Raw genomic sequence first — 13,760 nt, forward strand, 5'->3', positions numbered from 1 at the left:
ACTAAACTTAGGTAAACCGACAACCATTGGCCAAAAGGGCTTATGATGATCATTACCCGATGAATAGTGAGCCCCCCAAAGCACCTTTGGGCATTTTCCCTAGTTCCTGGAGTGAGCTGCGGGCTGGTCGAATCCCCGGTAATATTCCGATATGGGTGGGGATCCTATCTGAACTCACTGAATTTGGTATTTTTTTCGTCGCTTATTTTATTGCCAAATACCATTACCCAGAAGCTTTTTCTCAAGGCCCCCAAAGTGTAAGTACCCTCGCGGGGGTAACAAACACATTGATATTACTTTCAAGCAGTTACTTCATTGCAAAAGCCATGATCAATATTCGGTTAGACAATCGAGCCAAGTGTGAAGTCTATCTGTGGCTCACTCTGGCTTGTGGTTGCTTGTACCTATTGGTGAAATCCGGCGAATTCTATTGGAATCATCAGCAGGGTTTTCGAACCAGTAGCAGTGAGTTTTTTACTGTTTATTACTATATGACTTTTAATCATTTCCTCCATGTGGGTTGGGCTGCATGCGCGGTTTTATGGGTGATTTTTCGTGTGCGTAGAGGAGCCTATTCAGCGAAACAACATTCAGGTCTAGAAGCATTAGCCATGTACTGGCACATGATTGATTTGATGTGGATCCTTATTTTTCCACTCTTGTATGTTCTAAGGTAGGCCATGATGAAATCTTTTGGAAAAATGGAGTATTGCTGGTGGGCGTTGATTGGAATAACGCTATTTAATACGTTTTTGGGTGAAAAATTTAACTCTTCAGCGCTGGTTAGCATCTTGGTTGCATTGACCGTGATGTGTAAGGGATTAATGATCATCGATCATTTTATGGAATTGCGTCATGCCCATCGATACTTGCGATTATTGATGCGAGCTTATCTTATTTTCTTCCCATCCTTGATTATGGTGACGACTTTATTATGAATCAACTTTGTTATTAACCAACAGCGATGGGAGTTTTTCAGCCAAAATGTTAATAAATGCTATATTTAAATAGCTTTCTTTTCGAGTAGTGTCGAATACTAGGGACCCATATGACCTTATCAACTACCACTGCAATTGCTATTAATGAACAGATATTTTATCAGCAGCAAGACAACGAAATACAACTGTTCGAGTACGCGTTTTCTCATCAACTGCCATTGTTAATTAAAGGGCCTACGGGCTGTGGTAAAACGCGCTTTGTGGCTTATATGGCGGAGAAACTAGGCAGACCTTTATACACTGTGGCATGTCATGATGACTTAACTGCCGCGGATTTAGTGGGACGTCATTTGATTGGTCCAAAGGGTACCTATTGGCAAGACGGACCGTTAACGAGGGCGGTGAGAGAAGGCGGTATTTGTTATCTCGATGAAATCGTCGAGGCACGTAAAGATACCACAGTGGTATTGCACCCACTTGCCGATGATCGTCGCATATTACCGATCGAACGAACCGGAGAAGAACTCGCTGCAGCACAAGGTTTTATGTTGGTGGTGTCCTATAACCCTGGTTATCAAAATATTCTTAAAGGAATGAAGGCGAGTACTCGGCAGCGCTTTGTCGCATTGCGGCTTGGCTATCCAAATCCTCAGCTCGAGATCCAAATACTGATGACGGAATGTCAAATAGATCAAGATTTAGCGGGTAAGTTGATTGAATTGGCCGGGTCACTGCGCAGACTGGACTGTGACTTAGATGAAGTGGCTTCTACGCGCTTATTAATTTATGCGGCGCGAATGATATCCAGTGGTATGTCGCCACTGGCCGCGTGTCGCAGTTGCCTTGCGGAGCCATTGTCTGATGATCTCAGTACCGTTGAAGCGCTCATGGATGTCGCTCGACTGTATTTTGATTGTTAATGCCCTTGCAGATGAAAAGTCATAATATGGTCAATACCGGATCCAATCAGGTACCAACCGGTGATGTCGCGGGTGTGACATCAAGCCAGCGGCCACATTTGCCGGGTGATTTGGCAATGTGGTTTTTCATTTTGGCAGAGCTAACGGTATTCGCTATTTTTATTATTGGTTTTGCAGTAACACGGCAGCTGTATCCCGATATGTTTCAACAGGGACAAACCTACCTGCATCCCGTCGCCGGTGGGATTAACACCATTGCGTTAATTTCCAGTAGTTGTTTGGTCGCCCTCAGCTTAAATGCGGTAAAGCATTCACGCCAAGATTATGCTGCGGCGCTATTGGGCGGTGCGTTACTCACGGCGGGAGTCTATTTAGCGGTGAAGTCATGGGAGTATAACGAGCTGATCCAACAAGGATTTGGTTTGTCGACCAATACCTATTTTACCTTGTATTTTTTTATCACAGCATTCCACTTTATGCACGTCATTCTCGGAATGATTATCTTGGGCTCCATGGCATACAAAACAACAAGAGGAGCCTATCAGGGTAAGAGCCTTTCGGGTTTTGAGTCAGGAGCTTGCTATTGGCATATGGTAGACCTCGTGTGGATCATTATTTTCCCGCTGTTGTACGTCATTAATTAATCATAACTAATCATAACTAGGCTAATGTGAGGCTGCAAAATATGAACAATCATCAAGGTCTCATTCTTCGGGTATATCTCTATCTGATTATCCTGACTGCCGCTTCTGCTTATGTGGGCAGTGTTGCGCTGGGCGCAAGTAATGCCTGGTTGCAAGGTGTAGAAGATATTGTGTTAGCTAGCATTCTGCTGGTGACCTTGATAAAGGGACTACTGATTGTTGATGTCTATATGGAATTGAAACCGGCGCCAGCATTGTGGCGCAACTTATTACGGGCTTATGTTACCTTGCTCCCGATAGGTATTGGATTGATTTACTATTTATTTTGAGTGCCCAGTGGTTCACTCTTGAATCTCATATTAATATAATTAACCATATGATTAATGAGTTTTTAATAAGTTATTTAATAATATTTGCATTACTTATTGATGTCTTTTCGCCATAACATGAACAACTAAACTTGTTTGTAGCCCATTTTATTACCCGCCCACGCCCGCACTAACATCCATACCGCAATCAAAATAAAGAAGGCATGCACAGAGATAAAATAGGTAATCACAAATACCCAAGTCATGCCCGAATTGAAGCCTCCAAATAAAATCATCAGTGCACTTACCAGTATTAATGCCGTTGCAGCGGCTAAATTAAGCTTGATGGCAAAATTGAGGTGATAAGCGGAAAACGAGTCGGAAGCAAATTGATTGATTTTGCTAAGCAGCACGATAAACGATAGCAGGGGTAAAAAGGTGAGATTGAGCAGAGACCACAAGGCGATTGCAGACGCTTGTTTTATTTGTTTTTGATCGTATTTATTTAGTTTCATGTTTACATACCTGCCTGCGGTTATCTGGGTAAATAAATGATCATCAGTAAGCAAAATAACGCAATGAATACAAAGGCCCATAAAAAAACTCTGGTTTTATAGACACGGCTACTAGGGTGCGCTTTTGGTAAAGCCATACCACAGTGGCAACAGACAGGAACGGGGTCGGTCAAATACCTCGCCGTTTTACTATCAAGTGTATTTTCAGTCTGGCAATACAAACAGGGAACTTTTTCAATCATTTAGGTCTCCTTTGCTTAATAAAGTCTAGTAAGAAGATTGGGTGAGCTGATGATATAAGTGTGGCAATTTTGTCGGTAACTGGCTTGGGTCAAAGATAACGCTGAAGCCATTATGGCCAAAAATATAAGGCAGGTATTGGTCAGCCTTTTGATCTATGGTGATACAAAATGGAATGAGTCCAAGGCGGCGGGCAGCGATAATCGCTTGCTTGGTATCTTCAATGCCATATCGACCTTCGTAATTATCGATATCATTCGGCTTGCCATCAGTCAAAATAAGCAGCAACTTTCGGTGGTGTGTTTGTTCCGCCAAAATATTGCTCGCTTGGCGGATGGCGGCACCCATTCGGGTATAAAAGCCTGGCCGCAAACTTAGGATCCTGCCACGTATATGATCATTGTAGGGTTCGGCAAAGTTCTTTAATAGTGTAAACCTAACGTGATGGCGCTTTACCGATGAGAAACCATACAGCGCAAATGGATCGCCCACAGCCGCCAAAGCTTCACTGAATAGCAGCATGCTGTCCTTGATGACATCAATGACCCTAAGTTGGTTATTGATGTAGGCATCTGTCGACATAGACAGATCCGAGAGTAACAAGCAGCTTATGTCACGCTGGCAGTTCTGAAACCTAACGTAGAGTCCAGTTTCTTGCGCCATAGAGGTCTGACTTTCAATATGGAAATCCAACCAAGCGGTTAAATCAATTTCATCTCCGCTCGGCTGAGATTTTTGCCAGTTTTTAATACTTTGCAGTTGCTGGAATTGTTGGCGGATCTTTTTGGCAGCTGAGTCTAATGACCGCGGCAATGGCTGCGGCTTACTGTCGCGGGGCAACATAGGTTGTAATAGACAACGCTCAGCCACCAGTTGATTCGATTTGTAATTCCACTCTGGCAGCGTAATGCCTTTCCCTAAGGGCAAGTCATCCTCAATTGCAGAAGGTAAGTCGAGATCTATTTTAAGCTTGGCGGTTTTTTGCTTTGAGCCCTTTGCCACCGTAATAATATCAAGGTCTTCAGCCACTCTTTGGGCATCATCGTCTTCGGTGTCGTCCTCTGCGCGATTCACCCTAGAAAACTCGCTCCACGAGAACAAGTTTTCTAAGCGAAAAACCATCAGACTGTCTTTGGTGTCATCTTCTTCTATTCGCTGTGATTTTTTTCTAGCCTGTACGCTTTGCTGCTTAGTTGCCGCGGATGAACCTTGCTCTTCTTGGCAATCAATATCTGCCGCGCTAAAGGGGTTATCTTTGACGTTCTCATTGGGGTAAAACCAGATATAAATGGCTTGAGGTGCATAGTGTGCAACCGGAAATTCAATAATAGATCCAGGGTGGGTTATTGCTTGGATCACTGCCCGTTCGAGCGGTTGTAAGGATTTAGGCAATGCTTCAACAGGAACTCGTTGCTTGAGTATTGCTGTCACCAGTCGTTGATAACGAGGCCTTAGAGCGGGGCATTTATTGAGTACTTTGGCTACGACAGCTTGATTGTCTCTGGCCCAGTGGGTGAACTGCTCTGGGTAATGCGGGGCAAGGGCAGCAAGCCAGAGGTAGAGTTCTTTATTGAGTTGTGGTGTATCAAAAATAGCGATGGATTGCGGCAGACGAAGGCTGGTTTCGTCTTGCCAAGCAAGGCTGACTTGTTGTTTGGCGCCAGAAATTTTATCGATAAAATTTCTATGAGCATAATAATCACGCGGCACTGCGGCTTCGACGCGTTTTGTCGGTGAGCCTCCTAGTGCGCGAAAAATCACCCCAACGGATTTCTTGATATCATCAAATTGAACTCGGGCATGATCAAATTCAGTGTTGCTCTTTTGCACAATGAACTTATGCCAAATACTTCCCACCCATTCTTCCATTTTAGTTTATGTGCCTCCATGGTGATAAAAATAGGGGGGAACTAGCGGCAATAACGACTCCGCGATAACTCTATTCGATTAAAGCAGTCCATTGTTCAGTTCGCTATTTAGCGACCTTTCTATCGACAATAAAGTTACACATATAGGTTATTAAGCCGATCAAAAATATGACCCCCGTCGCTTCTCGTGCCCAATAGAAAATTGATAATTTATCTTGGGTTTCCATAAAGCTGAGTGCTTCGCCGCCTTCAGGTAGACGTTGTAACCAGACCTGCAATACCCCAGCTCCAGTTAAGAACAGCGTAATGAAGACCATGGCAACCGTCATTAGCCAGAATCCCCACATTTCAAGTACTTGCGCTTTTTTACTCGATGCTTCGCCGATACCGCGTAACTTCGGCATAGCATAGGAAATAATGGTGAGTACTATCATTGCATAGGCACCGTAAAACGCCATATGGGCATGTGCCGCAGTGATTTGGGTACCGTGAGTGTAGAAATTAACCGGTGCCAATGTATGTAAAAATCCCCACACACCAGCGCCCAGAAATGCCATCACTGCCGTTCCTAACGCCCACAGCGTGGCGGCTTTGTTTGGATGTTCTCGGCGGCGGTTATTGACCATGTTGAATGCATACAGCACCATGGCAAAGAAAGGTAAAGGTTCTAACGCGGAGAATACCGAACCCACCCATTGCCAGTATTCTGGGGTGGCTAACCAAAAAAAGTGATGCCCAGTTCCCAGTAGTCCGGAGATCAATGCCATCGCCACAATTACATACAGCCATTTCTCAATAATTTCCCGGTCAACACCAGTGATCTTGATCAGTATAAAGGCGAGGATCGCACCCATAATTAATTCCCACACGCCTTCCACCCAGAGGTGGACCACAAACCACCAATAGAATTTATCCATAGCAATGTTGGACGGATTGTAGAAAGAAAACAGGAAAAAGACAGCCAGACCAATTAGCCCGGTGAGCAGTACCATGTTTATCACCGTTTTTCGGCCGCGCAACATGGTCATGCCGATATTGAACAGAAAACCGAGACAGACGATAACAATGCCAATTTTAGTAATTGTGGGCTGCTCTAAGAACTCCCGCCCCATCGTCGGGAAATACTCATTTCCCGTGATCTCAGCCAATCTTGAATAGGGCACCAACAAATAACCCAACACTGTGAGTGTGGCAGCAACTGCAAATACCCAGAAAAGCAGGATAGCGAGTTTAGGGCTATACAATTCGGTTTCAGACTCTTCGGGAACAAGGAAATAAGCGGCACCCATAAAGCCAAATAATAGCCAAACGATGAGTAAGTTAGTATGCACCATTCGAGCAACGTTAAAGGGAATGATCCCCGCGAGAAAATCTCCTACGACATATTGCAAGCCCATCACCAAGCCAAATAGAATTTGTCCGGTAAACAAAATAAGCGCAAATATAAAGTAAGGTGTCGCAACTGATTGAGATTGAAATTTTAAAGTGCTCATTGCTTAACCCTCAATGTTCGGTGGCCAGCTGTTAACATCTATTTCAGCGGTGAATTTCAAGAACTCTGCCAAATCGTTAACCTGTTGTTCCGTTAAGTTAAATTGAGGCATTTGTCGACGTCCAGGGATACCGAGAGGTTGAATTTTCATCCAACCTTGCATAAAGCCTTTAAATGCATCGAGATCACCGCCACCGCGGCGATAAAAAACATTTCCCAACTCTGGCGCATAATAAGCGCCTTCACCAATGAGTGTATGGCAACCAATACAGTTGTTGTCTTCCCATACGGCTTTACCGTTTACAACGGCTTGGGTGAGGTTCTCTCGATGATCAGATTTGGGCATTTCTCTGGTGGTATGCATAGCGAGGCCGGCAAACAATAGTAGAAAAAACACACTGCCGCCATAGTATATATTTCGAGCCATACCTTTCGTAAAAGTGTCTGACATATTGCTATCCCTTATACTTACTTACTTTAACTTTTGGTCAAAGATTAGCTAAAAGGTCAACTAAGTGTAGTGCACACTGAATTATTCACTGGAATTATTAGACATAATCGACACAGGGACATGACACTGCTTGTAATCAGAGTTGTTTAGCTTGGTTTTTTTGATCAAATATCTCCCTAGAAAAGCCTATTCCAGGCTGTTGCCCCAGTTATTCTGATACTCTAACAATTAACCACCAGGGGAACAGGCTTGATGATCCTATGACTTTGTTCATCACCAGCCACATAGCAAGTTTTTGGGGACTGTTAAATGCTAATTGATACTGCTAAAGTTGATGCGATGATGGAGGGGTATCTACAATACTCAATAGAAATGTGTCACTTTGGTCTTGTTCAGTAAGCTTTTTTATAAAATGAAAATGGGTGACTTGGTTAAGCGTAAAAATGACACAAAGCGAGAAAAATTCTTCCTCTTTGCTTTTCCAATATAAGGGGGGCGTGAAGGTCGTAGCTGAGAGTGGATCATAGTATTTGATCGCTGGACAATAGAGGATAAATTTTTAAACGTCATTTATCCATTCGGCTGATGGTGTGATGGAGCACCTATGCCAAGGAATAAGCCTTCAAAACTGACGTTGCCGCCATAGCCTGCGACTTCAGGTAAAAGAGGTGGTCAATAAGTTAACTCAGGGACTCAGTAACGCTGCCTCTGTGTTGGAAGTGTTAGATTGTAAAAAAATATCAACATGGGTTATTAACAGGAGTGAATTATGGATATAACAGGCTTATTGATTACGTTAGCCATTGGCGCATTAGCCGGCTGGTTGGCTGGGACGTTAATGAAAGGGATGGGCTTTGGTCTACTCGGTAATATCGTAGTCGGTATTGTAGGGGCAGTGGTCGGGGGGGTTGTATTTAGTTTACTAGGCATTTCTATGGGAGGGCTACTGGGTTCAATTATTACCGCAACGGCGGGTGCTGTCATCTTGTTATTTGTTGTTGGCCTTATTAAAAAGCTATAGCAAGCTAACATATACCCAAACGACCTCGAAATGCAGGGTTGTGTATGTCCAGAAGAGACCGAGTTCAAGGTGCTAGGAATAGGGCAGCCTTCGGTCTGCTAGGTTCTAGGGTCGCTGCGCTCACGGATAGAGCGGTCTGGCACCTAGGCCCTTGGCTTGTCATATCAGGGCTAGCGACAGCTTCGCTGCTAAGATTTTATAGGATCTCGCCGCGCAGCGTCCTAGCAGCGTAGCGATCTAGGCTCTTGCGATACAGTCTCTTCAATCACTGTCTTGTCCAGTTATCCTTCGGGAGCGCTGAAAAGAGCATGTTGAAGTGGCTTGGGTATAAGTACTCAAAAACGCAAACTGCTATAGCATAACCATGACAACACTATTGTGAGCCGATACAACACGCCTTATGAGTATTGTTCTGAATATGAATATGTGTATGAGTAAATCGGCCTCTTTTGTTGGTTTACTTCAGCCATAGTGGTCATGGTTAATTATCTAGGGCTCAATTTACTGAGAAATGAGCTCTATGTATGTGCCTGAATAAACAAAGACTATCGCAATGGATGCTGAAAGAGACTATGTTATTGATTATAAATGTGACTTGGTCGTCTTTAGTTATCATTATGGCTTAGATCAAACTCACTGATAAATGTATCAGTGTTCGGCGTTATACCACTTAGTGTAGTGATAGGAGGACCACATGCTTCGATGGACTATTTTACTTTTTAGCATAATCGTTTGCTTGAATGTGACCGCTGCTACTAACCTGACCTCATTGAGTGACAAGGGGATTGATAGCTGGGAACCCAAAGAATTCTCAGGTGAATCAATTTACACCATAGATGAATATAAAGGGCGCTTGGCGCTAAAAGCACTCAGTCATAATGCCGCATCAGGGTTAGTGTTAGAACAGCAAATTGATCTTACTGCAACGCCTTACCTAAACTGGAGTTGGTTAGTCGAAAAAACGCTGCTGCAGTTAGATGAGCGCAGTAAAAAAGGCGATGACTTTGTCGCTCGAATTTACGTGGTTATCGATGGTGGTTTTATGGTGTGGAAAACCAAATCATTAAACTATGTTTGGTCGAGTAATCAAGATAAAGACTTGGTTTGGGATAATGCGTTTGCTGGCTCAAGTGTCAAAATGATGTCTGTTCGAGGAAAAGAAGCGCAAAAGGGTCAGTGGTATCAAGAAAAACGCAATGTATACCAAGACTTGATTGATATTTTTGGTGATAAAGGCAGTGAGCAAGCGAACCAGAAAGCGTATAAATACATAGACATTATCGCGATTATGACCGATACCGATAATAGCGGCAAACAAGCCGAATCTTATTATGGTGACATAGTATTCAGTGCAATGTAGCAACTTGTTAATCAGCGATTCAAATAGCATAAAATTAAATCAATACAATAATTTGCACTTATGTTTAGCTAGCGAGTCAGCCGGTAATTTTAGGGGTGGTAGACTACATTTAAAATATTGATTTGCATTTAAAGTATTGATTTACATTTTACATTTTACATTTTACATTTTACATTTTACATTTTAAGTTTTAATTTGCTTAATCATGGAAGATTTATGAACATCAAAAATTGGATTTGGAAGATATTCACAATATCGGTTATCTGTGTCTTGTTACTTAACCCAGAGTTAGTGTCTTTAGCTGTGCTTGTTGATGCTGTTGGGCTTGATTTATTGTTATTACTTATTGAAGTACAGATAGTGGCTGTTAGTGGCTATTATTTTCAAACTTGGTTTAAGCCAATATTGATGCCTGCCTATAAGTTATTAGGTAAAGTGGACCCTTACTTTTTCATCCCAACAAGGGCTTTAGTTGCCAAGTACCCGATGATTTTGTGCCATGCAGTGCCCTTTTTAATATTGCTCATTATCGGTGCAGCAGTCGTTAAACCTGTGATTGATACGGGTGATATTTGTTAAGTTACTATTGTTGAAAGCTAGAACTGGCTATGCGGCCTCGAGTAAGCCGCATTGCTTGTTTTATCGTTAAAGCAGTGGGCTGAATAAGTAAAAAAACTGTTCCACTAATCGTTTGATCAAAGGTCTTTTGCGCCACTGACGAGCATCCATTTTTATCGAGTTAGCCATATATTGATGTTGGACTTGACTGAGGGACTGAGTAAATTCTACATTGTCTACAGAAAGAGTGACTTCGAAGTTAAGCCACAGGCTGCGCATATCAAGGTTAACAGTACCGATTAGACTATGGTGCAGATCAATTACGACTGATTTTGTGTGCAGTAAGCCGCCAGCAAAACGATGAATATTTACGCCCGCATTAAGTAATTCACCAAAGAAAGGCCTGCTTGCCCATTCCACCATCAGTGAGTCGTTTTTGTCGGGTATGATTAAATTAACCTGCACACCACGCAAGGATGCAGCAGTCAACGCAAAGAGTAGGTTTTCACTGGGCACAAAATAAGGGCTGGTGATGGTGATGCTGTGTTTCGCTTGATAGATACTCAGCAATAAAACCTGCTGGATCATGTCCTCAGGCATGCCAGGTCCAGAAGGGATGACTTGAACCATGTCGGATGCTTTATCTTCATGGGGATAACATTTTGGAGGCTCAGGTAACATTCTTTGGTCGGTTTCGGTTTCCCAATCCCACGCGAAAATACAATTAAGCACTGGCACATTGGAGCCGGTGATCCTGACCATAACATCTATCCACTCACCCACTCCGGCACTTTGATTAAAAAACTTGGGATCAATGAGATTCATTGAACCGGTATAACCGATTTGGTTGTCTATCACGACTATTTTACGGTGAAGTCGGATGTCGAGCCGGCGGAATAACATACGTACAAGAGAAACGGATAGCGCCGAAATAATAATTATGCCTGCATCGCGCATCAATTTTGGCCACTTGCTGTTAAAAAATGTTCGGCTTCCTGCTGCATCTAATAAGATTTTTACTGCCACATCACGTTGAGCGGCTTGGATAAGGACTTGGGCAACTTGGTCAGCAAGTCCGCCGGGATGCCAAATATAGAACTCTACATGAACCGACGTCTGTGCTTGTTGGATATCTTGGATCAGGGTAGTTAAAATTGTGTCGGGTGATGATTTAAGCGTGAGTTGATTATTGGATAATGTCGGGATCCCGAGGCGTTTTTCGCATAATTGGCTTATGGTAATGGTGTAATCATTTAAATTTTGCGGACGATATTGCTGGGTAGTGAAAAGCCGGCTAAGCCATTTCCGATAGGGGATATACATTTCTTTGGCTCTGGCTGCGCGCTTCTTACCAAGGTTCAGCTCGCCAACGAGAAAATAAAGCACAATGCCTATGATGGGGACCACATAGATTAGCATCATCCAAGCTAAGGATACGCCCACAGAGCGCCGTTTATAGACAATACGAGTGGTGATCCCGGCAATGATCAGCCAATAGGCTAACACGCTGATTAACGTTAATACTTTGTAAAGCTCAACCATAGCAAGCCAGTGGATCAATCATGCAGAAAAAGATATATTTATCATATCAGGTTTCAAACTATTTGATCTACCATCTACCATCTACCACCTGCCATCTGTACGGCTGGGTATATCAAACAGTTTGTTTTATTATAAAGGTGCTAGTCTTAATCAAACGGGTGTTAACCAAGCTCAAGCATAACGTTCAAACATCACCCGTAAAATGAATAGAGGTATCGTCAATCGGCATTTTTCGCTCAAAGCCAACATCAATACCAAGATTGCAACCAAAGCACAAGCTGCTAGGGCTTGCTCGATGGGGGAGTCTTGTTATCGTCATATTAATAATGACGACAGTAGTGGTTGTGCCATTGTTTATTCAGTTTGCGACTAAACCTCAGGTGATTAATAGTGAGCAAGAGTCGTTTGCTGCTCAATGTGTTGATGCCATACCTAAAGCCAATTTGGATATGGATGGTCAACTGGCTGTCGCGAGCTGGAATATCTATAAACAGCAAAATGCAGGCTGGCAAACGCTGTTAAGCCAACTGGCCAAGCAGAATCAATTATTGTTGCTGCAAGAGGTTAAGTTATCTGACAATTTTCAACAGTGGCGCCAACAAAACCAGCAGCAATTGGCGATGGTACAAGCCTTTCGTCAAGGTGATATACCGCTTGGTGTAATGAATATGTCTGAAGTTGCAGCGAGTCAAAGTTGTGGATATTTGACGGCCGAACCCCTAATTCAATTTCCCAAGTCGAGTCTGTTAAGTTACTTCCCCTTGTCCAATGGTGAAACCTTGCTAGTGGCAAATCTACACAGTATTAACTTTGAATACGCTCTAGATAGTTACACTGAGCAGTTACAGCAGCTGTTACCGGCATTGAGAGCCCACAAAGGCCCAATCATTTTCGGTGGTGATTTAAATACATGGCGCTCCGCTAGATTGTCCATGCTAGCTCAGACGACAAAGGCATTAGGGTTGAAAGAGGTAACACCAGCAGAAGACACCCGAACAACTGTGATGGGCTACCCCATTGACCACCTTTATTTCCGGGGACTGACGTTAGAGTCTGCAAGGGTGATCACCACCCAAACATCGGATCATCATCCTTTGTTGGCACAGTTTAGATTAGGCGAAAGTTAAACCACATAGCTTATGGTGATTTTGGTTTTTTGGTTTTTTGGTTTTTTTGCGAACAGTGCTCACTATGGTTAAATTATTAACGTATTAATAAAAATTAAGTAAAATTAAAAATTCGAATGTAGAAAACACAGCGTTTTAAATCGTTCACGTTTAAATCTCAATAGGGAACGCCTACAAAGTTTACCCATGGTGTGTCATTTTTTGCTCACGTTATCACGGTAAGAGCATAATATTACATTATGCTCTCCCTGCTATTCTCTTCATTTTGGTACATCTGAATCTTATCTTTAAGTCGTTTTTCGAGTAAAAAAGTGTTGTGTCACTGCTTTATCTAATCTGTAGAGAAAACCCCGTGATCAGAGCGAAGCGAAGTCGCGGGGTAATTTATCTTATTACTTCTTATTAAACATAGCTTGACCAGTTTTATCCTTATCGGACCAAAAATTAATATTGAATTGTGCATCAGGGCTTAATTCAATGCGGTGCCAGTACTCTGGCGGGCTGGTGGCAAACTGGCCAGCATTAATCACTACTTTCACTTCTGGCTCAGTCGCTTCGCTGTCTGCAAAACCAAAATACGTGACTACACCTTCCATCACACATAATTGGCCGAAGACACCTTCAGCGGTATTGTGGTGGTTAAGTAGCGCATCAGGCACATTTTTAGTGGTGAAAAATGGGGTAGAGCGTTGAATGGTCCAGTTTGCTGGAATACGTTGATGAGACATCATTCTCTCCTAAATTGATACATTAGCAGGCTTAGTTGAGCCTACTGG

The 13,760-nt window shown here is 42.9% G+C and carries 15 protein-coding genes; 9 read left to right on the forward strand and 6 right to left on the reverse strand.

What is annotated here, in order from left to right; genetic code table 11:
- Window positions 1-59 precede the first annotated feature (59 nt).
- The 5 genes from AAEY93_RS08135 (at window position 60) to AAEY93_RS08155 (ending at window position 2,831) form a co-directional block, all read left to right on the forward strand.
- A complete protein-coding gene (locus AAEY93_RS08135) occupies window positions 60-677 on the forward strand; it encodes a cytochrome c oxidase subunit 3 family protein (protein ID WP_124011735.1) in 618 nt (205 codons plus the stop codon).
- 3 nt (window positions 678-680) lie between these two features.
- Window positions 681-938 carry a cytochrome C oxidase subunit IV family protein gene (locus tag AAEY93_RS08140; protein ID WP_233768545.1) on the forward strand — a complete coding sequence of 86 codons (258 nt, stop codon included), beginning with the start codon at window positions 681-683 and terminating at the stop codon, window positions 936-938.
- A 110-nt stretch (window positions 939-1,048) separates the two neighbouring features.
- Complete coding sequence (locus AAEY93_RS08145) at window positions 1,049-1,858, forward strand: CbbQ/NirQ/NorQ/GpvN family protein (RefSeq protein WP_101032032.1); 810 nt, start codon at window positions 1,049-1,051, stop codon at window positions 1,856-1,858.
- Window positions 1,859-1,869: 11 nt separating this feature from the next.
- On the forward strand, window positions 1,870-2,502 hold the full coding sequence (locus AAEY93_RS08150; protein ID WP_233768544.1) for a cytochrome c oxidase subunit 3 family protein: 633 nt from the start codon (window positions 1,870-1,872) through the stop codon (window positions 2,500-2,502).
- A 41-nt stretch (window positions 2,503-2,543) separates the two neighbouring features.
- Window positions 2,544-2,831 (forward strand): cytochrome C oxidase subunit IV family protein, encoded by a 288-nt coding sequence (locus AAEY93_RS08155; RefSeq protein ID WP_101032031.1) that lies wholly within the window; start codon window positions 2,544-2,546, stop codon window positions 2,829-2,831.
- A gap of 125 nt (window positions 2,832-2,956) precedes the next feature.
- Here AAEY93_RS08155 and AAEY93_RS08160 read toward each other — a convergent pair whose 3' ends face one another.
- The 4 genes from AAEY93_RS08160 to AAEY93_RS08175 all read right to left on the reverse strand — a co-directional run bounded on the left by AAEY93_RS08160 (window position 2,957) and on the right by AAEY93_RS08175 (window position 7,376).
- Window positions 2,957-3,325, reverse strand: a complete 369-nt coding sequence (locus AAEY93_RS08160) for a hypothetical protein (RefSeq protein WP_101032030.1) — start codon at window positions 3,323-3,325, stop codon at window positions 2,957-2,959.
- 267 nt (window positions 3,326-3,592) lie between these two features.
- Window positions 3,593-5,434 (reverse strand): nitric oxide reductase activation protein NorD, encoded by a 1,842-nt coding sequence (locus tag AAEY93_RS08165; RefSeq protein ID WP_351076038.1) that lies wholly within the window; start codon window positions 5,432-5,434, stop codon window positions 3,593-3,595.
- Window positions 5,435-5,537: 103 nt separating this feature from the next.
- The gene (locus tag AAEY93_RS08170) at window positions 5,538-6,926 is read right to left on the reverse strand and encodes a cbb3-type cytochrome c oxidase subunit I (RefSeq protein WP_124011733.1); all 1,389 of its coding nucleotides are present in this window, start codon (window positions 6,924-6,926) and stop codon (window positions 5,538-5,540) included.
- A 3-nt stretch (window positions 6,927-6,929) separates the two neighbouring features.
- Window positions 6,930-7,376: a c-type cytochrome gene (locus AAEY93_RS08175; RefSeq protein ID WP_124011732.1), complete on the reverse strand. Its 447-nt coding sequence runs from the start codon at window positions 7,374-7,376 to the stop codon at window positions 6,930-6,932.
- A 769-nt stretch (window positions 7,377-8,145) separates the two neighbouring features.
- Between AAEY93_RS08175 and AAEY93_RS08180 the strand changes: the two genes are divergently transcribed.
- From AAEY93_RS08180 to AAEY93_RS08190, 3 genes are all read left to right on the forward strand, one after another.
- Window positions 8,146-8,397 (forward strand): GlsB/YeaQ/YmgE family stress response membrane protein, encoded by a 252-nt coding sequence (locus tag AAEY93_RS08180; RefSeq protein ID WP_351076043.1) that lies wholly within the window; start codon window positions 8,146-8,148, stop codon window positions 8,395-8,397.
- 694 nt (window positions 8,398-9,091) lie between these two features.
- Window positions 9,092-9,757, forward strand: a complete 666-nt coding sequence (locus AAEY93_RS08185) for a DUF3047 domain-containing protein (protein WP_124011731.1) — start codon at window positions 9,092-9,094, stop codon at window positions 9,755-9,757.
- A 216-nt stretch (window positions 9,758-9,973) separates the two neighbouring features.
- On the forward strand, window positions 9,974-10,336 hold the full coding sequence (locus tag AAEY93_RS08190; protein WP_124011730.1) for a hypothetical protein: 363 nt from the start codon (window positions 9,974-9,976) through the stop codon (window positions 10,334-10,336).
- Between the two features lie 66 nt (window positions 10,337-10,402).
- Here the strand turns inward: AAEY93_RS08190 and cls are convergent, their stop codons facing one another.
- A complete protein-coding gene (gene cls / locus AAEY93_RS08195; RefSeq protein ID WP_124011729.1) occupies window positions 10,403-11,857 on the reverse strand; it encodes a cardiolipin synthase in 1,455 nt (484 codons plus the stop codon).
- 260 nt (window positions 11,858-12,117) lie between these two features.
- Here cls and AAEY93_RS08200 point away from each other — a divergent pair, with 260 nt between their 5' ends.
- Window positions 12,118-12,984 carry an endonuclease/exonuclease/phosphatase family protein gene (locus tag AAEY93_RS08200; RefSeq protein ID WP_267898627.1) on the forward strand — a complete coding sequence of 289 codons (867 nt, stop codon included), beginning with the start codon at window positions 12,118-12,120 and terminating at the stop codon, window positions 12,982-12,984.
- 392 nt (window positions 12,985-13,376) lie between these two features.
- On the opposite strand, the gene AAEY93_RS08205 is transcribed toward AAEY93_RS08200, so the two are convergent.
- Window positions 13,377-13,712: a TehB family protein gene (locus AAEY93_RS08205; protein ID WP_101032020.1), complete on the reverse strand. Its 336-nt coding sequence runs from the start codon at window positions 13,710-13,712 to the stop codon at window positions 13,377-13,379.
- Between the last annotated feature and the right edge of the window lie 48 nt (window positions 13,713-13,760).

The organism is Shewanella sp. CAL98-MNA-CIBAN-0140, from assembly GCF_040309905.1.
In the GTDB taxonomy this organism is placed as follows: Bacteria; Pseudomonadota; Gammaproteobacteria; order Enterobacterales; family Shewanellaceae; genus Shewanella; species Shewanella psychromarinicola.

Bases quoted from the DNA above. Each gene is read 5' to 3' on its own strand.
- AAEY93_RS08135 (WP_124011735.1), top strand. From the start codon at position 60: ATGAATAGTGAGCCCCCCAAAGCACCTTTGGGCATTTTCCCTAGTTCC.
- AAEY93_RS08140 (WP_233768545.1), top strand. From the start codon at position 681: ATGATGAAATCTTTTGGAAAAATGGAGTATTGCTGGTGGGCGTTGATT.
- AAEY93_RS08145 (WP_101032032.1), top strand. From the start codon at position 1,049: ATGACCTTATCAACTACCACTGCAATTGCTATTAATGAACAGATATTT.
- AAEY93_RS08150 (WP_233768544.1), top strand. From the start codon at position 1,870: ATGAAAAGTCATAATATGGTCAATACCGGATCCAATCAGGTACCAACC.
- AAEY93_RS08155 (WP_101032031.1), top strand. From the start codon at position 2,544: ATGAACAATCATCAAGGTCTCATTCTTCGGGTATATCTCTATCTGATT.
- AAEY93_RS08160 (WP_101032030.1), bottom strand. From the start codon at position 3,325: ATGAAACTAAATAAATACGATCAAAAACAAATAAAACAAGCGTCTGCA.
- AAEY93_RS08165 (WP_351076038.1), bottom strand. From the start codon at position 5,434: ATGGAAGAATGGGTGGGAAGTATTTGGCATAAGTTCATTGTGCAAAAG.
- AAEY93_RS08170 (WP_124011733.1), bottom strand. From the start codon at position 6,926: ATGAGCACTTTAAAATTTCAATCTCAATCAGTTGCGACACCTTACTTT.
- AAEY93_RS08175 (WP_124011732.1), bottom strand. From the start codon at position 7,376: ATGTCAGACACTTTTACGAAAGGTATGGCTCGAAATATATACTATGGC.
- AAEY93_RS08180 (WP_351076043.1), top strand. From the start codon at position 8,146: ATGGATATAACAGGCTTATTGATTACGTTAGCCATTGGCGCATTAGCC.
- AAEY93_RS08185 (WP_124011731.1), top strand. From the start codon at position 9,092: ATGCTTCGATGGACTATTTTACTTTTTAGCATAATCGTTTGCTTGAAT.
- AAEY93_RS08190 (WP_124011730.1), top strand. From the start codon at position 9,974: ATGAACATCAAAAATTGGATTTGGAAGATATTCACAATATCGGTTATC.
- cls (WP_124011729.1), bottom strand. From the start codon at position 11,857: ATGGTTGAGCTTTACAAAGTATTAACGTTAATCAGCGTGTTAGCCTAT.
- AAEY93_RS08205 (WP_101032020.1), bottom strand. From the start codon at position 13,712: ATGTCTCATCAACGTATTCCAGCAAACTGGACCATTCAACGCTCTACC.